We start from the raw sequence: 21223 nt of genomic DNA on the forward strand, positions 1-21223 counted from the left end.
TCGCCCCATGTCCACTATTCTCACATTTGACCATTTTTCGGCTCGGTGAGGCCGGGTGGGAGTCCTGCGTGACAACCCCGAACTGGCCCTCTTCCTCTGCCTCGCGGCCGGCTACCTCGTCGGCAAGCTCCGCGTCGGTCCCCTCACCCTCGGCGGCATCTGCGGCACCCTGATCGTCTCCCTGCTGCTCGGCGCCTGGGCGAAGGTCACCGTCTCCGACGACGTGAAGACGATCTTCTTCGCGCTCTTCATCTTCTCGCTCGGCTACCTGGCGGGTCCGCAGTTCTTCGCCAACCTCAACCGCAAGAGCCTGCGCTTCTTCGCCCTCTGCCTCATCGAGGTCGTCTCGGTCGTCGGCATCGCCCTCGGCCTCGCCGAAGGCTTCGACCTCGACGTCGGCACCGCCGCCGGCATCCTCGCCGGCGCCGCCACCGAGTCCGCCGTCGTCGGCACGGCCACCGAGGCCATCGGCAACCTCTCGGACCTGACCCAGGAGCAGATCACCCAGTACCAGGGCCACGTGGCCACCGCGTACACGGTCTGCTACCTCTTCGGCCTGGTCACCATCGTCATCTACACCAGCCAGATCATGCCGATGATGCTCCGGATCAACCTCCGTGACGCCTCGCGGGCGCTGTGGGAGCGGATGCGCGGGTCCGGCGGCGGCCTGGAGTCCGACGAGCTGGAGGCTCTGCCCGGCATGGTCGGCCGGACGTACCTGGTCACCCAGGCGGACGGCGCCCGGGTGGGCGACCTGGAGCGCGCGCTCGGCGGCCGGGTCACCGTCGAGGCCGTGAAGCGCGGCAGCAAGGTGCTCACCCCTCCACCGCCCGACTTCGAACTGACCCTGTCCGACCTGGTGCTGGCCGTCGGCCGACGGGCCAACATCATCGAGGCGGGCCGGGTCATCGGCCCCGAGACCCCGGCGGTCCCCGGCCTCGACACCCCGCTCGCCACCACCCAGGTGTCGCTGACCGACAAGGGCGCGATCGGCAAGTCGCTGAACACCCTCACCAGGGAACACCCGGAGTTCTCCACCGGTGGCGTGTACGTGACGGACGTGCTGCGCAACGAGCAGCACCTGCCCGCGACCCCGGAGACCGTCGTGCACCGCGGCGACGTGCTCACCCTGGTCGGCGCACGCTCCGGCCTCGGCAAGCTGGCCGCGAAGGTCGGCGCGACCGTGAAGAACGACGCGACCGACTTCATCTACCTGGGGCTCGGCATCGTCTGCGGGTCGCTGCTCGGACAGGTCGTCGTCGAGTTCGGCGACGTCCCGATGTCGCTCGGCACCGGCGGCGGCTGCCTGATCTCCGGGCTTCTCTTCGGCTGGTTCCGTTCCCGTACCCAGACCTTCGGCGCCTTCCCTCCGCAGGCCGCCACCACCCTCAAGGACATGGGGCTGGCGATCTTCATCGCCTGCACCGGTCTGGTGTCGGGCCCCCAGGCGTGGCCGCTGCTCAAGGAGTACGGCGCGCTGCTCCCGTTCGCCGGGATCGCGATGGTCCTGGTACCCGCGACGCTCTCCCTGATCGTCGGGAGGAAGCTGCTGAAGATCGAGAAACCGCTGCTGATCGGGGCCATCGCCGGCCAGCAGTGCTCCACCCCGGCCATCACCTCGATCACCCAGGTGGCCCAGAGCTCCGTACCGATGCTCGGCTACACCGTCACGTACACCCTCTCCAACTTCCTGCTGCCCCTGACCGGGCCCCTGCTCGTCGGCATCCTGGGAGCGTGAGGAGCAACGATGATCGACTTCCTCGACCGCAACATCTTCCAGCCGCACCCCGAGCTGCTCGTCTTCATCACCGTCGCGCTCGGCTTCCTCTTCGGCAGGCTGCGCTACAAGGCGATCGCGCTCGGCGCCGTCACCGGCTGCCTGGTGGCGGGGCTGCTGCTGGGAGCCCAGTTCAAAGTCACGATCGACGGCACGGTGAAGAACCTCTTCTTCACCATGTTCCTCTTCGCCCTCGGGTACAAGGTCGGTCCCCAGTTCTTCCGCGGTCTGCGGAAGGACGGCCTGCCGCAGGTGGTCAACGCGGTCGTCGTCTGTGTGACCGGGCTCCTCGTCTCCTGGGGTTTCGCCGTGATGCTGGGGTACGGTCCCGGGCTCTCGGCGGGTCTCCTCGGCGGCGCGCTCACCCAGTCCGCGGTCATCGGCGTCGCCCAGGACGCCATCGGCAACCTGCCGGGGCTCTCCGCCGACCAGATGAAGACCGAGGAGAACCTCGTCGCCATCGGCTACGCCGTCACCTACCCCCTCGGCACCATCCTCTGCGCGATGCTCCTCGCCAACGTCCTGCCCAGGCTCTACAGGCGTGACCTCGCCGCCGAGTCGGCCCTGCTCGCGAAGGAACTGGACAGCCCCGAGGACGACCCCGATCTGGCCGAGGGTTACTACGAGGTCGTCCTGCGCGCCTACGAGATGGACCACTCCGCGCTGGCGGGCCGGACCATCGACGACTTCGAGAACCAGCAGAAGGAGCTCGGCCACCGCATCTACATCACCCGGGTGCGGCGGGAGGGCAAGATCCTCGAACACGACCAGCAGACCGTGCTCCGCTCCGGCGACGTACTGGCGGTGAGCGCGCTGCGCGGTTCCCTGGTCGCGTTCGACGCCCGCGCGCACATCGGCCCCGAGACGGACGACGTGGAACTGCTCGGCTACCGGACCGAGACCCTTCACGTCGTCGCCTCCGAGAAGGCGCAGCTCGGCAAGACCATCGCCGACCTGCGCCGCGAGCCGTTCATGGTCGGCGTGTACGTCGACCGGCTCTACCGCTCGGGCGCCGAGTTCCCCTACCGGCTCACCACCACGCTGGAGCGCGGGGACACCGTGGTCCTCACCGGCCCGAAGCGGCTCGTGGACCCGGCGGGCGCGGCGATCGGCAAGCCCGTGCCGACCTCCTTCGCCACCGACATGCTCTGGGTGGGCCTCGGCATCTTCCTCGGCGGCTGCATCGGCATCCCGGCCCTGACGGTGTCGGGCGTGCCCATCTCGCTGTCCACCTCCGGCGGCGCGCTGATCATGGGTCTGGTCTTCGGCTGGATCCGGGGCAAGTACCCGACGTACGGCAACGTGCCGCCCGGCGCCCAGTGGTTCATGGACACCCTCGGCCTCTGCCTCTTCGTCGCGGTGGTCGGCATCAACGCCGGCCCGAGCTTCACCAGCGGCCTGTCGGCGGCCGGCTGGGGGCTGCTGATCTGGGGCGCGGTGGCGACGGTGGTCCCCCTGATCGTGGGCTTCCTGGTCGGCCACCACGTGCAGAGGATCCGCTTCCCGATCCTGATGGGCGTCCTGGCCGGCGGCCAGACGACGACCGCGGCGATCGGTGCGATCAACGAACAGTCGCGGTCGCAGATCCCGACGCTGGGCTACACGATCCCCTACGCGGTGGGCAACGTCCTGCTGACCATCTGGGGCGCCGTCATCGTCATCCTCAACCACTAAGGACCCGCCGTGCCCAAGACCACCTTCACCCGCCAGGAGATCCAGTCCTTCGCGCAGCTCTCGCCGTTCGAGCTGAAGGACAAGTTCATCGGGCTCGCCCAGGCCGCCCAGGCCGGCGAGCCCGGGCAGAAGGACAAGTCCCAGACGCAGATGCTGAACGCGGGACGGGGCAACCCGAACTGGGTCGCCACGGGTCCCCGGGAGGCGTTCCTCGCCCTCGGCCACTTCGCGCTCTCGGAGTCGCGCCGGGTGTGGACCGCCGACGACCTCGGCGGCATGCCGGAGCTCGTGGGCTCCGGGGCACGCTTCGACGCCTTCGTGCGGCGCCACCCGGACCTGCCAGGGATCGAGCTGCTGCAGAAGTGCGTGGAGTACGCCGTCGAGCGCTTCGGCTTCGACAAGGACGCCTTCGTCCACGAGCTCACCGACGGCTCCATCGGCGACAACTACCCCGTGCCGGACCGGATCCTGGCCCACACCGAGCAGATCGTCCGCGGCTACGTGCACGACGAGATGTTCGACAAGCGCCCGCCGTCCGGGGAGCTGTCCCTCTTCGCGACCGAGGGCGGCACGGCCGCCATGTGCTACATCTTCGACTCGCTGACGAAGAACGGGATCCTGCGGAAGGGCGACCGGATCGCCCTCATGGTGCCGGTCTTCACGCCGTACATCGAGATTCCGGAACTGGACACCTACGAGTTCGACGTCGTCACGGTCAACGCGAGCCTGTTCGCGGAGACGGGCGTGCGCGAGTGGCGCTACCCGACCGAGGAGGTGGCCAAGCTGGCCGACCCGTCGGTCAAGCTGGTGTGCCTCGTCAACCCCTCCAACCCGCCGTCGCTCGAACTGAGCCAGCGGGTCACGGACCAGATCAGGGACATCGTCGCCGGGCCGAACCCGAACCTGCTGATCGTGACGGACGACGTGTACGGCACCTTCGTGGAGGGGTTCCGCTCGCTCGCCGCAGAGCTGCCGCGCAACACGCTCCTGGTGTACTCGTACTCCAAGCACTACGGCTGCACCGGCCACCGGCTCGGCGTCATCGGCCTCCACGACGACAACGTCGTGGACGAGATGATCGCGAACCTTCCGCAGCCGGAGAAGGAGCGTCTGGACAGGCGCTACGGCACGCTGAGCCTGGAGCCGGAGAAGATCCGTTTCATCGACCGGCTCGTCGCCGACTCCCGGCAGGTCGCGCTCAACCACACCGCCGGGCTCTCGCTGCCCCAGCAGGTGATGATGTCGCTGTTCTCGCTCTTCGACATGCAGGAGGAGGGGCAGGCCTACAAGGAGAGGATCCGGGGCATCGTGCGCAGGCGCCTCGGCCTGCTCCTCGAAGGCGCGCAGATGAAGATCGCCGAAGAACCGAAGCGGGCCGCGTACTACGTCGAGCTCGACCTGCTCGCCGAGGCCGAGCGGGTCCAGGGGAAGGACTTCGCGGCCTTCCTGGAGAAGAACTACGAGCCCGTCGACCCGCTGTTCCGGCTGGCCGAGCAGACCGGTGTCGTCCTGCTCAACGGCGGCGGGTTCGACGGACCCGAATGGTCCGTGCGCGTGTCGCTCGCCAACCTCGACGACCTGGACTACCTGAAGATCGGCCACCACCTGCGGGCGATCTTCGACGACTACGCGGAGGAGTGGAGGGCCTCGCGGGCCTTGTGACGCCGCGGGCGGACAGGGGTGCGCGCCCCGGGCGGCGGTGGGGTGGTACCGGCCGGGGCGCGCGGTGTGGGGGGGTGTGGGGGCTCGGGGAGGGAGGAGGGGCTACTTGTACGCGGCGAACGCCTTGGTGAAGGCCAGCGGCTGCTGGAGGATCGAGGAGCAGGTGGCGTCGGCGTGGTCCAGGGCGCCGGCCGCGCACTGCTTGTCACGGGTCGAGGACCACATGGAGAGCCAGCCGATGCCCTTCGACCTGGCGAAGTCGACCAGCTGGGTGGCGTCGTCGACCTTGAAGACCTCGCCGGCGACGTCGTTGACGCCGATCATCGGGGTGACGGCGACGGCCTTCCAGGCGGCCGCGTCGGAGAGGCCGAGCACGCCCTTGATCTGGGCCTGGGTGGCGGTCGCGGCCTGGACGGCGTACGTGCCCATGTCGGCGCTGTACGCGGGGCCGTAGTCCATCGCCATGATGTTGACGGCGTCGACGCGGACCCCGTTCCGCTTGGCGTCGGCGAGCAGGTCCACGCCCGGCTGGGTGAGGCCCTCGGGCATGACCGGCAGCGTGAAGGAGACGTTCAGGCCGGGGTGGGACTTCTGGAGCTGGGCGATCGCCTGCGAGCGGCGGGTGTTGGCGGCGGTGTCGGGCAGGGCCGCGCCCTCGATGTCGAAGTCGACCTTGGTCAGCTTGTACTGGTCGATGGCCTTGCCGTACGCGGCGGCGAGCGCCGAGGAGCTCGTGCAGTTGAGGGCGAGCTCGTGGCCGGCGGCGCCGCCGAAGGAGACGCGGACGTCGCCGCCCTTGGCGCGCAGGGCACCGATCTGGGAGGCGACCCGGTCGCTCGCGAGGTCGGTGACCCCGCCCCACAGCGGGGCGCAGGCGCCGCCGGAGGTGAGGAAGGCGAGGTTGAACTCCTTGACGCCGGTGGCGTCGGCGGTCGCGAGCAGGTCGTACGTCGGGTAGAGCGAGGTGTCGACGTACGGCGCGTACTTCGCGGCCGCGCCCGGGGGCGTGGTGGAGGTCGCGGTGGGGGTGGGCGTGGGGGTCGCGGTGGCCGTGGCGGTGGGCTTCGGGCTCGCGGTGGCCGTGGCGGTCGGCGTGGGCTTCACGGTCGCCGTCGGCTGCGGGGAGGCGGTGGCGGTGGGCTGCTCGGTGGGGCGGCCGCTGGGGGTGGGGGCGGGGCCGCCGGCCGAGCAGGAGGCGCGGTTGATGAGGCAGTTCGAGGGGTCGCCGGCCTGGCCCGCGGCCGAGGTGACGAAGCCGACGGTGACGGACTGGCCGGGGGCGAGCTGCCGGTTCCAGCTCGCGGGCTTCACGGTGACGTGCCGGCCCGAGACGGTGTGATCGCCGTTCCACAGGGAGCTGATCGCCGTGCCCTGGGGGAGGTCGAACTCCAGCGTCCAGTCGGACTGCGCGGCGGAGGTGGCGTTGGTGACGACGTACTGGCCGGTGTAGCCGCCGGTCCAGGAGCTGGTCCTGGTGTAGGCCGCGCCGACGGCGGCGGCCTGGGCGGTGCCGGTGAGGGCGAAGGCGGCGCCGCCGACGACCGCCGCCGCGACGACCGCTCCGACGACCTTGGTCCTGGTGGTCGTCCTGCGCCGGTGCGCGTTCGTACCCATCGCGTGCCTGCCTCTGCGTGCCGGGGGTGTGGGGGGTGGTGCTGCGGCAGCACGCTAGCGAGGGACAAACGGACAAAGGGGGTCCCGTGGACACCGGCCGGGATTCTTACGGTCCGCTTAAGGAAGGCATCGGAACCAGGAAAGGTTCGCGCGGTGCGGCGCCCGCCGGGGGGCCGCGGTCGTCGCCGGGGGTGTGCGCCGGCGCCGCCGGCGGTGCTTCCGGGGCCCGTTCAGCCGTCCACGGCCCGCCGGGTCCCCGTCCCGCCGCCGCGCCGGCGCCGGGCCGGCCGGTGCCCGCGGCGGCCGGCCGCGGCGGCGCCGCGCAGGCCGTCGAGGGCGATCCAGATGCGCACCTCGGTGCCGCCGAGGACCGAGTGGCCGATGCGCACGTCGCCGCCGGTGGTCTCCGCCATCCGCCGGACGATGTCGAGGCCGAGGCCGGTGGAGCCCGCGCGGGCCCCGCTGTTGCCGCGGGCCAGGGCGGCGGCGGGGTCGGCGATGCCGGGGCCGGCGTCGGAGACGAGGACGATGACGGCGTCGTCGCCGTTGTGGACGTCGAGGGAGAAGGCGGTGCCCTCCGGGGTGTGCCGGAAGACGTTGCCGAGCAGCGCGTCGAGCGCGGCGACGAGTTCGGGGCGGGCGACGGGGATGCGGACCGGGCGCTCGACGCCGGCGACCCGCACCCGGCGGCCCTCGTCCTCGGCGAGCGCGGACCAGAACTCCATCCGCTCGCGGACCACTTCGGCGGCGTCGCAGCCGGCGCCGGGGCCGGTGGCCTGGGTCTGCGGCTTCGCGTCACGGGCCGTGCGGATGATGATGTCGACCTCGCGTTCCAGCTGTTCGACGGCGGCGCGGGTCTGTTCGGCGGCCGGGCCGGAGCCGAGCGAGGCCGCGTTGAGCCGGAGCACGGTGAGCGGGGTGCGCAGCCGGTGGGAGAGGTCGGCGGCCAGCTCGCGCTCGTTGGCGAGGAGCTGGACGACCTGGTCGGCCATCGAGTTGAAGGCGACGGCCGCCGACTTGAGCTCCGGCGGCCCCTCCTCGGGGACCCGGGCGCCGAGCCTGCCCTCGCCGAGGTCGTGGGCGGCGCCCGCGAGCCGCTGGGCGGGCCGGACCATCCGGATGCCGAGCCGGTCGGCGACGGCGACGGAGCCGATGACGAGGGCGATACCGACACCGGAGAGGACCAGCCAGGCGGTGGCGACACCGTTGCTCACCTCGCCCTCGGGGACGAAGAGTTCGACGACGGCGACCTGGCCGCTGCTGAGCGCGGTGGGCTGGAGCAGGGCGAAGCCGCCGGGCACCTCGGCGATCGAGGCGCGGCCGAGGACGCGGGTGGCGGCGAGGTCGTGCTCGCCGGCGCGCTGGGTGCCGATCTCCAGGGGTTCGTCGCCGGGTTCGGCGGCGGGCACGTGGATGGCGAGCCGTCCGGAGGCCCCGTCCTCGGTGGTGGCGACGGCCTTGTCGAGCTCGTCGCGGTCGGTGGTGATGGCGAGGACGGGGGCGAGTCCGGCGGCCCGCCGCTCGGCGTTGGAGAACGCCCGGTCGCGGGCCATCTCCTTGACGACGAGGCCGAGGGGGACGGCGAAGGCGATGACGACCATCGCGGTGACGGCCAGGGACACCTTGACGAGCGCCCATCTCACGGCTGCGGCTCCCGGGGCGGCTCCAGCTTCACGCCCACCCCGCGCAGGGTGTGCAGATAGCGGGGGCGGGCGGCCGTCTCGCCCAGCTTCCGCCGCAGCCATGACAAATGTACGTCGATGGTCTGGTCGTCCCCGTACGACTGCTGCCACACCTCGGCCAGCAGCTCCTTGCGCGGTACGACGACGCCGGGCCGTCCCGCGAGGAAGGCCAGCAGGTCGAACTCGCGGCGGGTCAGGTCCAACGGCGCGCCGTCCAGCTCCGCCTGACGGCGCAGCGGGTCGACCGAGAGCCCGCCGACCCGGATCGCCCGCGACGGCGGCGCCTCCCCCGCCGAACCCCGGGCGCGCCGCAGCACGGCGGCCATCCGGGCCGACAGGTGGTCGACCGAGAAGGGCTTCACCAGGTAGTCGTCCGCGCCCGCGTGGAGGAGCCGGACGATCTCCGCCTCGTCGTCCCGGGCGGTCGCGATGATCACCGGTACGTCGGTGATCCCGCGCAGCATCTTGAGCGCCTCGGACCCGTCCAGATCGGGCAGACCGAGGTCCAGGATCACGACGTCGAAGCGGAAATGGGCGACCTCGCGCAGCGCCTCCAGGGCCGTGCCGACGCTCCGTACCGTGTGGGAGGCCTCGGTCAGCTGCCGAATGAGGGCGGAGCGCACGAACTGGTCGTCCTCGACCACGAGCACACTTGCCATGGGCGGCACCGTACGCCATTCGGGGGAACCGGAGGACAACCTCCACCCTCCGGCACGGCCACGCGCGGGGTGGTGCACTATGTCCCGGTGCGAAGAGGACTCGTTCACGCCCTGGCCTGGTCGCTCGCCACCGGCGCGGCGGTCACCCTGTCCTGGTGGGGAGTGCACACCGTGCTGTCCGGCACCGTCTACGACCCTCCCCGCGCCCTGCCGCTGCCCGTCGGCGGCTCCGGCGGGACGACCACCTCCGGCAGTGACCCGCTGACCTCGTCGACGCGACGGCCGCCCACCACGGAACCCTCCGCTCCGACCGGTGCCCCCGCCACCCCGGGCGCCGGCACCACGTCCCCGCCCGCCCCCACCTCGCCGGCCCCGTCCCGCACCCCGAAGCCGACGGCGGTGGCCCCGGCCACGAGCGCCCCGGGCTCCGCCTCCGACGTGAAGAGCTACTCCGTCGACGGCGGACGGGTCGTCTTCGACCTCGGGGAGACCTCCGCCGAACTCGTCTCGGCGACCCCGGCCTCCGGCTGGCAGATGCAGGTGTGGAAGCAGCCCACGTGGATCCGGGTCACGTTCACCAGGGACGACCGCGAGCTGTCGGTCTTCTGCCTCTGGCACGACACCGCACCCCGGGTCGAGATCGAGGACCGCGCCACCTGAGCCCCGCCGGCCGGTCCGTCTCCTCCGGATCGTGCCGGTCGAGGGGCGGCACGGGTCGGGCACGACTCGAAGGACCCTAGGGCCTGTCGTCGCCATCCCCTCGTTGCCCGGCGGGGCAGAGGGGATGGTGACGACAGGCCCTAGCGGAAGACCGAAGGCGGCGGGACGGGCGAGGGCTTGGCGCTCGCGTCCGTGACCGGGGCCGCTCCCCCGGCGAAGTCGGCGAGGGCGCGGCCGTGTTCGACCCGGCCCGGATGGGGGTCGGTGGCGACCCGCCGGGTCAGTTCGGCCACCGGCAGCGCGCGGTCCGAGGCGAGCAGCACCGCGTTGCCGAAGCGCCGGCCGCGCAGCACGGTCGGGTCGGCGGTGAGCGCCAGCTCGGGGAAGACGGCGGCGGCCGTGGCGATCTGGCCGCGCAGATGGGCCAGCGGCGGCCCGTCGGCGAGGTTCGCCGCGTAGAAGCCGCCGGGCCGCAGCACCCGCCGGACCTCGCCGAGGAACTCGGTGCTGGTCAGGTGGGCCGGGGTACGGGCACCGCTGAACACGTCGGCGATGACGAGGTCGGCCCAGCCGTCCTGGACCTTGGCCAGGCCGTCGCGGGCGTCGGTGGACCGGACGCGGATGCGGGCGCCGGCGTCGAGCGGCAGTTCGCGGCGGACGAGCCGGACCAGCGAGTCGTCGAGCTCCACGATCTGCTGAGTGGAGCGGGGCCGGGTCGCGGCGACGTACCGGGCGAGGGTGAAGGCGCCGCCGCCGAGGTGCACGACCTGGAGCGGACGGTTCGGCGGGGCGGCGAGGTCGGCGATGTGCCCGAGGCGCCGCTGGTACTCGAAGCCGAGGTGGGCCGGGTCGTCGAGGTCGACGTGCGACTGCGGGGCCCCGTCGATGAGCAGCGTCCAGCCGCGCGGGCGCTCCCGGTCGGGTATGAGCTCGGCGAGGCCGCCGTCGACGGTCTCGACGACGGGGGCGGCGGCCGCCGCCCGGTCACGCTGCTTGTTCCTGGCCACTGCCCCATTATCGGGGCACACGGGACACGACCGCCCGGCGGCCCCGGGGCGGCGGCTCAGCGGCAGCCGTCGGCCGCCTCGATCAGCCGGGCCGCCTCGCCGAGGGCCTCGCGCAGCACCGCCGGGTCGGTCACCGGGTCGGTGTCGCCGGGCGGCAGCAGCCAGCCGGCCGGCCGGGGCGTGTCGCCCGCGGGCTCGGGGAGCTCGGGCAGGGCGGGCAGGCGCAGCCCGCGCCCGGAGGTCCGCGTACAGGCGCTGCCGGGCATGTCCCAGGCGGCGGCGGTGCCGGGCGGGACCAGGAAGCCGAGGGTGTCGCAGGTGCCGTCGTGCACGACGGGGCCGACGGCGGGGGTGGCGCCGCGGCGCAGGATGTCGACGGCCTCCAGACCCTGGCGGGCGGGCACGGTCACCAGGTCCCAGGGCTCGGCGGGCTGCTGGGGGGCGGCACCGTCCGGGGCGGGTGCGTGCCGCGTGGCCGACTGCGATCCGATCTCCGACATGGGACCCCTCCTCGCTCCTGAGGAGACGCGTCTCGCCTCTCCCTTACGGTTCAACGCCCGTGCGCGTCAACGGCTACGGCGCCATGCCGCCGCAAAGGATGGCAGTTCATGGCAGATCGCAGGCGAGATATCCGATTTGTAGCCAAACTCAGCGTGAGCATCCGGTCACGGCATGTACGTTCTTGCCGCCGGACCACCCGGCAGCACCAGGAGAGGGCTCGCCATGGCGATGTCACGGGCAGTTCCCAATCCCGCCTTCCGCCGGCTCCGCGGACAGCAGTCGCCCGCGGAGTTCGCGGCGGCCGTCCGCCGGGCGGCGCGGGAGATCGGCGAACAGGTCGCGTGCGACGCCCGCTACATCGGGCGCGTGGAGGCGGGCGAGATCCGCTGCCCCAACTACGCCTACGAGCGGGTCTTCCTGCACATGTTCCCCGGGCTCGGCCTGGCCGACCTGGGGTTCTCGGCGCGGGAGACGGTGCGCGGCCGACGGCAGGCCGTCCCGGCCGGGACAGCGCCTCCCGCCGCCATCACCCCCCGCAACGATGAGGAGAGCGACGTGCTGCGTCGCGCATTCATGACGAGCGGCTCCGCCACCCTGGCGGCCGCCTCGCTGGGACTCGGCGGCGGTCCCGCCGTCGCGATCCCCGCCCCCCGCGGCACCCACCGGATCGGCGACGCCGAGGTGCGGGCCGTCGAGGACGCCGTACGGCGGATCCGCCTGCTCGACGACCGGCACGGTGCCGACGGGCTCTACAAGGTCGCCGCCCAGCCGCTGCGCACCGCGTACGCGCTGCTCGACACCGGCACCATGGCGCGCCGGTCCACCGAGGACCGGCTGCACGCGGGCGCGGGGGAACTCTCCCTCTCCGTCGGCTGGCTGGCCCACGACTCGGGACGGCACGAGGACGCCCGCTCCCACTACGCCGAGGCGCTCGCCACCGCGCGCGTGGCGGGGAACGCGGCCCTGGAGGCGCACGCCTTCTGCAACACCTCGTTCCTGGCCCGGGACACCGGCCGGTACCGCGAGGCGGTCCGGGCGGCGCAGGCCGGGCTGCGGGCCGCCCAGCCGCTGGACTCGGCGCGGCTGCTGTCGCTGCTGTCGCTGCGCGAGGCGGTCGCCTGGGCCGGCCTCGGCGACCGCTCGGCCTGCGAGCAGGCCCTCGGGCGGGCGCACGGCCACTTCGACCGGGGGCCGGCCGACGGCGACCCCGAGTGGATGTCCTTCTTCGGCGAGCCGGAGCGGGAGGCTCTGGAGGCGCAGTGCCACTCGGCGCTGGGCGACTGGGGCCGGGCGGTCCGCCACGCCCACCGGGCCACGGTCCTGCAGAACCCGCACTTCGCCCGGAACCTCGCGCTCTACCGCGCCCACCTCGCCAAGGACCTGGCGCACGCCGGCCGCCGCGACGAGGCCGCGGCGGAGGCGAGACGGGTGGCCGAGTCCCTGGAGGGCATCGCCTCCGCCCGCATCCGCGGCATGCTCGCGGAGACGGACCGGATCCTCGCCGCCTCCTGACCTCCCGCCGCGCGGCCCCGGGGCGGCTACCGCTCCAGGTGGCCGGTGTCGTTCCAGCGCTCGACCGCCGGGTCGCCGTACGCCCAGCCCAGGACGGACAGGCTCGTCGGGTCGAGGCGGATGCGGGCCGCGAAGGACACGTCCTCGCCGAGCCAGCGGGCGCCGATCGAGCGCAGGATGTGGCCGTGCGCGAAGACCAGCACGTCACGGTCGGCGGAGCGGGCCCATTCCACGATCTCGTCGGCGCGGTCCGACAGCTGCGCCAGGGTCTCGCCCTCGGGGACGCCGTCGCGCCAGATGAACCAGCCCGGCTGCACGGCCTGGATCTCGGGCGGGGTCATCCCCTCGTACGCCCCGTAGTCCCACTCCATGAGCGCGTCCCAGGGCTCGGCCCGGTCGGCGAATCCGGCGAGCGCGCAGGTCTCGCTCGCCCGGACGAGCGGGCTCGTGCGGATCTCCACGCCGGGCAGGCCCTGCCAGGGCCCGTGGTGCAGGCGCTCACCGAGCAGCTTCGCGCCGCGCCGCCCCTCGTCGAGCAGGGGGATGTCGGTCCTGCCGGTGTGCCGGCCGAGAAGAGACCACTCGGTCTGGCCGTGCCGGGCGAGCAGGATGCGCGGTGCCATGGGAAGGACGCTCCAGGGGTTTCACGGTGCGGACGTGCCTCCCCCATCATCGCCCACCTGAATGCGCGGTGACCTCCGGGCAACCCTTCGGCGCCGCGCCGCGTCCCTCCCCCGGGGCGGACACCTTCTGGGGGGACTCATTCCATGCGCAAGCCACGCTGGTGGGCCGAACTGTCGCTGATCGCCGTCGTGTACGCGGCGTACACCGGCGGGCGGCTCCTCGTGCGCGGCGACGAGTCCGCGGCCGTCGAGCACGGCCTGGCGATCCTGCGCGCGGAGCAGGCGCTGGGGATCGACGCCGAGCACCCGCTGAACCGCCTGTTCACGGACGTTCCGGCGCTGGGCGTCCCGGCGGACTTCGCGTACGCCTCGCTGCACTACCTCGTGACCCCGGCGATCCTCGTGTGGCTCTTCCGGGGCCGCCCCGCCCACTACCGGGCCGCCCGGACCTGGCTGATGGTCTCGACCCTGCTCGGCCTGGTCGGCTTCACGCTGCTGCCGACCTGCCCGCCCCGGCTGCTCGACGCCGCGCACGGCTTCACCGACACGATGGCGCAGTTCAGCGCCTACGGCTGGTGGGGCGGCGAGGCCAGCGCGCCGCGCGGACTCGGCGCGATGACCAACCAGTACGCCGCGATGCCCAGCCTGCACGTGGGGTGGGCGCTGTGGTGCGGGGTGATGCTGTGGCGGCACGGGCGCACACCGTGGGCGAAGGCCCTCGGCCTGGCGTATCCGCTCCTCACCGCGGTGGTCGTGATGGGGACGGCCAACCACTACCTGCTCGACGCGGTCGCCGGGGTGGCGGTGATGGGCGCCGGGCTGCTCCTCGCCCCCTTCCCGCTGCGCGCCCTCGACCGGTGGCGGCCGACCCGTGCGGAGGACGGGGTGGCCGAAGCACCCCCGGTTGTCAGTGGCGGATGCGAGACTTCCCCGGGTGAGCAGCGCATCCCCGGACAGCGGTCCGTCCCTACCGCCGCAGACCACCCGACGGCAGCTCGCTGAGCTGCGCGGACCGGCCACCGTGCCGCGTCCGCTGGACGCGCGGGCGCTCGCGGCGCTCGCCGCGAACCCCGGCTGCCGGCGGCGGGCCCTGCTCGACGGTGCCGGGGTCGACAAGTCCGCGCTGGCCGCCAAGCTGGGCGCGCCGGCCCCCTTCGGCCAGTCGCAGTTCGCGATCGTGCGCGGCAACTCCTTCGAGGCCAAGGTGAAGGCGGACGGCGGCCGCGAGCTGCTGCGCCTCGTCGGCGCGGACGAGCCCGGCGAGGTCGCGGTGCCCGACCTCTCGGCGGCCGGGCCGGAGGGCCGGACGGCGCGCACCGCCCTCGCGCTGCGGGAGGCGACCGGGGCCGCCGGGACGTGGACGCTGCTCGACCATCCGCTGCTCGCCCTGGAGGTGGCGGGCTCGCCGGTCTACCTGGAGCCGGACGCGGTGGTCGTCGGCCCCGACGGCGGGTGGACGGTGGTGGAGATCAAGTCCTTCCCGATGGTCGACGGCTCGGCTGACCCGGCCAAGGTGGGTGCGGCGGCCCGCCAGGCCGCGGTGTACGTGCTGGCGCTGGAGCGGGTGGCGGCGCGCACCGAGGGCGCCCGGGTCGCGCAGTCGGTGGTCCTCGTCTGCCCGAAGGACTTCTCGAACGTGCCGACGGCGTCGGTCGTCGACGTGCGCAAGCAGCGCGCGGTCACCCGGCGCCAGCTGGACCGGCTCACGCGGATCGACGAGATCGCCGCCGCCCTGCCGGAGGGCGTCAGTTTCGACGTGGCGGAGCGCTCGCCGCAGGAGCTGGCGGCGTCCGTGGAGAGCGTGCCCCACCAGTACGCGCCGGAGTGCCTGGCCGCCTGCGAGCTGGCCTTCCACTGCCGGTCGCGGGCGCGGGAGGACGACGCGGTGGAGACCCTGGGCCGGTCCGTGCGGGCGGAGCTCGGCGGTCTGACCACGGTCGGCGCGGTGCTCGCCGCGGCGCGGGGCGAGCAGGGCGATCCGGCGGACCCGGCGGTGGCGGCGCTCCGCCGGGCCAGGGCGCTGCGCGAGGAGGCCCTGGCATGTCGCTGATCTCCCTGCTGGCCCGGATGGAGGCCGTCGAGTCGGGCCGGGCCCAGCCCCTCACGACCGTGCGGCACCGGCGGCTGTCGGACCGGCCGATGGTCCTCGTGCCGCTGACGACCGCCGGCGAGGCGGGCGCCCCGCTGGGCGCGCTGGTCGGCACGGATCCCGGGGAGCCCCGGCTGCTGGTGGTGGCCCAGCCCCGGGACCGGGACCTGCGGTTCGCGTTCCTGGCCGACCTGGCCGAGGAGGTCCTGCCGTACGTCGACGCGTTCACCGGAGTCGTCGAGGCGGCGGAGCGCAGCGAGGTGGACCCGGAGACGGGCCGGAAGGTGAAGGTCGAGGTCGAGCTCTGCGCGGACGCGCCGCAGCTGATCGTGCCGAGCCGGGCGGGCGTGGAGTACGTCCGGCTGCTCGGGCGGTCCACGCGCTTCCGGCGGACGGCCGAGCAGGACCCGGAGACGCCGTTCCCGGCGCCGCCGCGCGTCCCGCTGCTCGGCCGCTGGCTGACGCACTTCGGCGAGCGGGCCAGGGTGCCCGGCTCCTCGCTGCTGCTGGCGGCGACCGACCTCCTCAACCGGCACTGGGCGACCGGCCAGTCCTCCCTGGAGGACCAGCACCTGGGCGCGCTGCTCGCCTGGATCGACCCGCACGACGGGGAGCCGGGGGCCGCGGCGGCGCTGCGGGCCGAGGTGGGCCGGGACGCACGGGGGCAGCTGCTGTGCCCGCCGGCCGGACCGGCCACCGACCCGGCCTTCGACAACCGGCTCCTGGCGCCCGCGATCGAGCGGTACGACCGGGCCCGGCAGGCGGTCGGCGCGGCCGAGGACGGCGAGGCGGCGGACGAGGGGCTCGGCGAGCTGCACGCGGCCGAGCGGGAGCTGCGCCGGCTGGTCGCCTCGCAGCTGAGGCCGACCTGGGACGCGGTGTGGCGGGCGGTGGACCTGCTGCGGGAGCTGCCGGAAGGGGCCAGGGTCGCCGATCGCTGGACCCGGGACCGCTGGTCGTTCACCGCCCACCGCGACCGGGTGGCGGCCGGCGAGCCGCCGCAGCCGCGCCGGGACGACGCCGTGACGGCGGCGGCCAAGCTCGCCGCCCGTGAGCAGGCGCAGGGCCAGCTGGAGGCACAGGAGGCGCTGGACGACCCGCTGGTGCTGGCGGGCCGGCGGCTCGCGGGCGAGGCGTTCACCGCCGAGGTGGTGGAGGTGACGATGGCCTGGACGGAGTCGAAGCGGCCGGCGCCCCGGCCGCTCCTCACGGTCCGCACGGACGACCGGCCGCACCTGGGCGCGCGGGTGAAGGTCTTCCGCTCGCTCGACGGCAAGCCGCAGGCGGCGGAGTTCGTGCGGTACGAGGAGGACGGTTCGCTGCTGCTGCGGGTGCTCGACCGCATGGGGCGCTCCCGGGAGCCCGCGGAGGGTTCGGTGCCGGAGAAGGGCGAGCGGATCGCCTGGACGCTGTTCGAGCACGAGCAGCGGGTGGGGCCGAAGCTGCCGGACCCGGAGGAGACGCCCTGGACGCACGGCGGGCCGCCGGGGACCGACGCCGTCGAACTGCCCGACGCCGTGACCCCCGAGGACGTCCTGTGACCGCGTTCGATCCCTCCGCCGAGGCCGGCCGGGCGACCGCCGGCATCCTCGCGGACACCCTGCACGGCACGTCCCGCGGGGTGGTCGTCGACTCCCCTCCGGGGGCGGGGAAGTCGACCCTGGTGGTCCGCGCCGCCCTCGAACTGGCCGCGGCGGGGCGCCCCCTGATGGTGGTCGCGCAGACGAACGCCCAGGTGGACGACCTGGTGCTGCGGCTGGCCGAGAAGGAGCCGGACCTGGAGGTCGGCCGGCTGCACTCGAACGACAGCGACCCGTACGACAAGGCGCTGGACGATCTGGAGCAGGTGCGGAAGTCGGCGAAGGCCGGCGAGCTGGCCGGACTGCCGGTGGTGCTGTCGACCTCGGCCAAGTGGGCCCACGTGAAGAACGTCGAGCCGTGGGCGCACGCGATCGTCGACGAGGCGTACCAGATGCGCTCCGACGCGCTGCTGGCCGTGGCGGGGCTGTTCGAGCGGGCGCTGTTCGTGGGCGACCCCGGGCAGCTGGACCCGTTCTCGGTGGTGGGCGCGGAGCAGTGGGCGGGCCTGTCGTACGACCCGTCGGCGAGCGCGGTCTCGACGCTCCTGGCGCACAACCCGGAGCTGCCGCAGCACCGGCTCCCGGTGTCGTGGCGGCTGCCGGCCTCGGCGGCCCCGCTGGTCTCGGACGCCTTCTACCCCTTCACGCCGTTCCGCAGCGGCACCGGCCCGCAGGACCGGAAGCTGTCCTTCTCGGTGCCGTCGGACGGGTCGGGCCCCGACCGGGTCCTCGACGAGGCCGCGGAGTCCGGCTGGGGCCTGCTCGAACTGCCGGCCCGGCACACCCCGCGCACCGACCCGGAGGCGGTCGGCGCGGTCGCCCTGGTCGTCCGCCGGCTCCTGGACCGGGGCGGGGCCGCGGTCTCGGAGCGGGCGGAGGCGCCGGCGCCGCTGACGCCGGACCGGGTCGCGGTCGGCACGGCCCACCGCGACCAGGCGGCGGCCGTCCGGGCCGCGCTCGCGGAGCTCGGCGTGACCGGGGTGACGGTGGACACCGCCAACCGGCTCCAGGGGCGCGAGTACGACGTGACGGTCGTCCTCCATCCGCTCTCCGGCCGCCCGGACGCGACCGCCTTCCACCTGGAGACGGGGCGGCTGTGCGTGCTGGCGTCCCGGCACCGGCACGCGTGCGTGGTGGTCTGCCGCGCGGGCGTCACGGAGCTCCTGGACGAGCATCCGTCGACGGAGCCGGTCCAGCTGGGCGCGGCGGTGTCGTTCCCCGACGGCTGGGAGGCGAACCACGCGGTCCTCTCCCACCTGGCGGAACACCGGGTGACCTGGACCCCGTGAGCACCGCTGCCCCGCCGCGCGGGACTCCACACCGGGGCGCGGGGGAGCGCGGGGGCGCGGACGCGGGGGTTCGCGCTCTTGCGGGGCGCGGGACAATGGAAGACGGCCCGGGATTCCGGGCCGTGCCTGTGCGAGGAGGAGAAGGACCATGGCGGAACCCGCGGAGCGGAGCGGACAGCGACGGCTTCGGCCGGCACCGCTGGTCTTCGAGCCTGCCGAGGCGACCGCCGACCCGGAGCACTTCTTCGACCTGGAGTCGATGGAGGATCCGCGGGAGCTGCTGGCGCGGGCGACGGAGCTGACGCTGGCGTTCCGTGCGGCGACGGACCGGGCGACCGAGTTCCAGGCCATCGCGGCGGCCCAGCTCGCGGACCCGCGCCGGTTCGACCGGCTGACCGCGGCGGCCGTCGCCGAGAGGGCCCAGTGGACCGAGGACTACGCGGTCAAGATGATCGAGTTCGGTCGGGACCTGATCCGGACGAACGGCCGCCCGGCGGAGGAGTAGGCCCGGCGGGGGAACGGCCCGGCACCGCAGCCCGCCCGGCACGGGGAGCGGCCGGGCGTGCGCCGCGGGCCCGTGCGTCCGGTCTGCGGCGGCTGGCATATGCGGAGCGCACGATACTCCCCGCCGGGCCCTCGCGTCCGGGTTTTCGGGAACTCTGGGAAACCGGTCCGTCACGGCGAGTAGACCTGATCCATGACGACCTGGCTGCGCGACGAGACCCCGCACGACATCTTCCGGTTCCTCCGCGAGGGTGACGAGGGACGGCACCAGACGGCCCGGGTGACCGCCGACGGGGCCGCGTGGCTCGCTTCGGCCGCCGGCGGGAGCGGCGCCGCCCTCACCCGCTGGGAGGCCCGTCCGTCCTCGCCGGCCGCGCTGCCCTGCGGGACGGTCTTCGACGTCGTCAACGTGGACCCGGTCTTCGGGCGCCGGATGCTCGACCGGCTCTGGGAGGAGGGCCCCGGCTCGGGGCCCGTCGCGACACACCGCGGCCGGATGCTGCTCTTCGCCGCGCCGGGCACGGCCCAGCGGCTGCCCGCGCTGCTCGACTGGGAGGAGTGGAGCGACGCCGTCCCGCGGCCGCTCTGCCACGGGGTCGGCGACGCGGTGACCGTGCCGCCGCTGCTGCCCGGCGACAGCGCCGGACCCCGCTGGGTGGTCGCCCCGGACACCCGTCACCCGTGGCTGCCGGGACCCGAGGTCGTGCTCTGGGCCTGCGTGCGGGCCGTCCGGGCGGCCTCCGCCGCCGACGTGCGGGTATCGATTTTTCCTCCCGCCGATCCGGGTGCTAATGTCTACGACGTCAGCAGGCGCCGCTAGCTCAGTTGGTTAGAGCAGCTGACTCTTAATCAGCGGGTCCGGGGTTCGAGTCCCTGGCGGCGCACCGACAGAAGAAGCCCCTCGCGAAAGCGAGGGGCTTCTTCGTGCTCCGGAGCGGGTTCCGGGCCGGGCTCCGGCTCCGGCTCCGGGCTCCGGGGCGGGTCTCCCGACGGCCCCGCCGCTCAGTCCACCGCCGGCGGGGTGATCCGGACCGTCCAGGCGCCCGTCGCGGTCCGGTCGGCGACCTCGACCCGGACGCCCGTGCCGGGCACGGTGAGGGTCTCGCCCTCCTCCAGCGGGGCGTCCGCGAGCGGCGGGTAGACCGAGCGGTCCCAGCAAGCCTCGGTGCGCGGGTGCGCGTCAACAACCTCGACCGGGCCGTCGCCGGAGGCCGCTCCGGCCCGCACCCGGTAGACGAGCACGCCCTCGGTGCACGTCTCGGAGTCGTTGCCGGCGTCGCTGCGGGCCTCGACGGCGAGGACGCTGTCCGGTCCGGTGCGCACGACGGCCAGCCGGGTGCCGAGCGTGCCGCCGGCCGGGACCGGGGCGTCGGTCGGCTCCAGGCTGACCACCCGGGGGGCGGTTCCCTGGACGCAGCTGACCTGGGCCCGCGAGAGCCAGCCGAGCTTCCATTTGTGCCAGCCGAAGAGGTCGGGCGAGAGCCCGAACTGGCTGCCCATGACGTCCCAGTCCCCCACATGGGTGTCCCAGTCGCCCTTCCCGTCCACCGGGCGGCGGTAGAGGTCGGGCAGGTCGAAGACGTGGCCGGTCTCGTGGGCGAGCACGTTGCGGTCGGGCGGATGGCGTTCGAAGACCGTGACGACCCGCTTGATCTCGGTGCCGTCGACCTCCAGGGGGCGTTCGAGGTTGACGACCTTGGTGGCGTCCGAGTCCACGCCGGGCGCGTCCGGGTCGGCGACCAGGTAGACGATGTCGTACGCGGAGAAGTCGACGGCCGGGTCGGCGGCGGCGATCGCGTCGCGGAGGTACGCGGCCCGCTTCCCGGTGTCCCAGTCCCGCCGTATGTCGTAGGCGCCCGACTCCCTCGGCATGGCGGTCCAGGTGAGCTGGGGGTGGGGGCGCAGGACGAAGCGTCCGTAGGACGCCCGCTCGAAGTACTCGCTGGTGGCGGGGAAGTGGTCGGCGGCGAGCTCGGCGGGCGTGGTGAGCGGTTCGGAGTCGGGGAAGGACAGGAAGACCATGACCGCGTCCAGGGTCCGCGTGGGGCGCGGGTAGGACGCGTTCCAGGTGTCGAGGCCGAGCGAGTGATGGGCGGCGGTCCGGGGCAGGGCGCAGGGGGTCCCCGACGTCGCGCCGACGGCGGGGCCGGCGACGAGGCCGGTGGCGGCCAGGGCGGCGAGCGAGGTGAAGGCGGCCGCTCCGGCACGCAGCCGTGGGCGTTCCACTCCCCCGGGTGGCTGCTGACCCCTCACGTGGACCTCCGGATCGCGAATGCGGGACTCCCCACCCACCTTGTGACGATTCGAGGTGTTTCGCATGTTTCCGCTGCCCCGGTCGGGTGAGGCCGCCCCATGAGGTCGACGCGAGACGGACGTACTGCAGCTCACGG

18 protein-coding genes and 1 tRNA gene are annotated in these 21223 nt (G+C 73.8%); 12 read left to right on the forward strand and 7 right to left on the reverse strand.

Annotation, left to right across the window (positions count from 1 at the left end):
• The first annotated feature begins 55 nt into the window (after positions 1–55).
• Genes aspT (ACZ60W_RS15615) through ACZ60W_RS15625 form a run of 3 tightly spaced genes read left to right on the forward strand, consistent with a single transcriptional unit; the run spans position 56 to position 5113 of the window.
• Positions 56–1738, forward strand: a complete 1683-nt coding sequence (gene aspT, locus ACZ60W_RS15615) for an aspartate-alanine antiporter (protein WP_469755850.1) — start codon at positions 56–58, stop codon at positions 1736–1738.
• A 9-nt stretch (positions 1739–1747) separates the two neighbouring features.
• Positions 1748–3451 (forward strand): aspartate-alanine antiporter, encoded by a 1704-nt coding sequence (aspT, locus tag ACZ60W_RS15620; protein WP_469755851.1) that lies wholly within the window; start codon positions 1748–1750, stop codon positions 3449–3451.
• A gap of 9 nt (positions 3452–3460) precedes the next feature.
• Positions 3461–5113: a bifunctional aspartate transaminase/aspartate 4-decarboxylase gene (locus ACZ60W_RS15625; protein WP_469755852.1), complete on the forward strand. Its 1653-nt coding sequence runs from the start codon at positions 3461–3463 to the stop codon at positions 5111–5113.
• 102 nt (positions 5114–5215) lie between these two features.
• Here ACZ60W_RS15625 and ACZ60W_RS15630 read toward each other — a convergent pair whose 3' ends face one another.
• The 3 genes from ACZ60W_RS15630 to ACZ60W_RS15640 form a co-directional block, all read right to left on the reverse strand.
• Positions 5216–6727 carry a cellulose binding domain-containing protein gene (locus tag ACZ60W_RS15630; protein WP_469755853.1) on the reverse strand — a complete coding sequence of 504 codons (1512 nt, stop codon included), beginning with the start codon at positions 6725–6727 and terminating at the stop codon, positions 5216–5218.
• A 230-nt stretch (positions 6728–6957) separates the two neighbouring features.
• Complete coding sequence (locus ACZ60W_RS15635; protein WP_469755854.1) at positions 6958–8370, reverse strand: HAMP domain-containing sensor histidine kinase; 1413 nt, start codon at positions 8368–8370, stop codon at positions 6958–6960.
• Positions 8367–9068 (reverse strand): response regulator transcription factor, encoded by a 702-nt coding sequence (locus ACZ60W_RS15640; protein WP_469755855.1) that lies wholly within the window; start codon positions 9066–9068, stop codon positions 8367–8369. The genes ACZ60W_RS15635 and ACZ60W_RS15640 overlap by 4 nt, the downstream gene beginning before the upstream one ends.
• A gap of 87 nt (positions 9069–9155) precedes the next feature.
• On the opposite strand from ACZ60W_RS15640, the gene ACZ60W_RS15645 reads away from it, so the two are divergent.
• Complete coding sequence (locus ACZ60W_RS15645; protein WP_469755856.1) at positions 9156–9728, forward strand: hypothetical protein; 573 nt, start codon at positions 9156–9158, stop codon at positions 9726–9728.
• A 140-nt stretch (positions 9729–9868) separates the two neighbouring features.
• Here ACZ60W_RS15645 and ACZ60W_RS15650 read toward each other — a convergent pair whose 3' ends face one another.
• Both ACZ60W_RS15650 and ACZ60W_RS15655 read right to left on the reverse strand, forming a co-directional pair.
• Complete coding sequence (locus ACZ60W_RS15650; RefSeq protein WP_469755857.1) at positions 9869–10735, reverse strand: spermidine synthase; 867 nt, start codon at positions 10733–10735, stop codon at positions 9869–9871.
• Positions 10736–10791: 56 nt separating this feature from the next.
• Positions 10792–11235, reverse strand: coding sequence for a hypothetical protein (locus tag ACZ60W_RS15655; RefSeq protein WP_469755858.1), 444 nt, complete (start codon positions 11233–11235; stop codon positions 10792–10794).
• A 223-nt stretch (positions 11236–11458) separates the two neighbouring features.
• Here ACZ60W_RS15655 and ACZ60W_RS15660 point away from each other — a divergent pair, with 223 nt between their 5' ends.
• Entirely contained in the window at positions 11459–12748 is a 1290-nt protein-coding gene (locus tag ACZ60W_RS15660) for a tetratricopeptide repeat protein (RefSeq protein ID WP_469755859.1), read from the forward strand.
• Between the two features lie 26 nt (positions 12749–12774).
• Here ACZ60W_RS15660 and ACZ60W_RS15665 read toward each other — a convergent pair whose 3' ends face one another.
• Complete coding sequence (locus ACZ60W_RS15665) at positions 12775–13371, reverse strand: histidine phosphatase family protein (protein WP_469755860.1); 597 nt, start codon at positions 13369–13371, stop codon at positions 12775–12777.
• Between the two features lie 144 nt (positions 13372–13515).
• Here ACZ60W_RS15665 and ACZ60W_RS15670 point away from each other — a divergent pair, with 144 nt between their 5' ends.
• The 7 genes from ACZ60W_RS15670 (at position 13516) to ACZ60W_RS15700 (ending at position 19717) form a co-directional block, all read left to right on the forward strand.
• On the forward strand, positions 13516–14373 hold the full coding sequence (locus tag ACZ60W_RS15670; RefSeq protein WP_469755861.1) for a phosphatase PAP2 family protein: 858 nt from the start codon (positions 13516–13518) through the stop codon (positions 14371–14373).
• Positions 14306–15421, forward strand: coding sequence for a hypothetical protein (locus ACZ60W_RS15675; protein WP_469755862.1), 1116 nt, complete (start codon positions 14306–14308; stop codon positions 15419–15421). Before ACZ60W_RS15670 ends, ACZ60W_RS15675 begins: the two co-directional genes overlap by 68 nt.
• Entirely contained in the window at positions 15412–17001 is a 1590-nt protein-coding gene (locus ACZ60W_RS15680) for a hypothetical protein (RefSeq protein WP_469755863.1), read from the forward strand. Before ACZ60W_RS15675 ends, ACZ60W_RS15680 begins: the two co-directional genes overlap by 10 nt.
• Positions 16998–18329 carry an AAA domain-containing protein gene (locus ACZ60W_RS15685; protein ID WP_469755864.1) on the forward strand — a complete coding sequence of 444 codons (1332 nt, stop codon included), beginning with the start codon at positions 16998–17000 and terminating at the stop codon, positions 18327–18329. The genes ACZ60W_RS15680 and ACZ60W_RS15685 overlap by 4 nt, the downstream gene beginning before the upstream one ends.
• 148 nt (positions 18330–18477) lie before the next feature.
• The gene (locus tag ACZ60W_RS15690) at positions 18478–18834 is read left to right on the forward strand and encodes a hypothetical protein (RefSeq protein ID WP_469755865.1); all 357 of its coding nucleotides are present in this window, start codon (positions 18478–18480) and stop codon (positions 18832–18834) included.
• A gap of 192 nt (positions 18835–19026) precedes the next feature.
• Positions 19027–19653 (forward strand): hypothetical protein, encoded by a 627-nt coding sequence (locus ACZ60W_RS15695; RefSeq protein WP_469755866.1) that lies wholly within the window; start codon positions 19027–19029, stop codon positions 19651–19653.
• Positions 19644–19717: transfer RNA gene (locus tag ACZ60W_RS15700), tRNA-Lys, on the forward strand. Before ACZ60W_RS15695 ends, ACZ60W_RS15700 begins: the two co-directional genes overlap by 10 nt.
• Positions 19718–19835: 118 nt before the next feature.
• Here ACZ60W_RS15700 and ACZ60W_RS15705 read toward each other — a convergent pair.
• Positions 19836–21086 (reverse strand): M6 family metalloprotease domain-containing protein, encoded by a 1251-nt coding sequence (locus tag ACZ60W_RS15705; RefSeq protein WP_469755867.1) that lies wholly within the window; start codon positions 21084–21086, stop codon positions 19836–19838.
• Between the last annotated feature and the right edge of the window lie 137 nt (positions 21087–21223).

Source organism: Streptomyces sp. NPDC104202 (genome assembly GCF_055584185.1).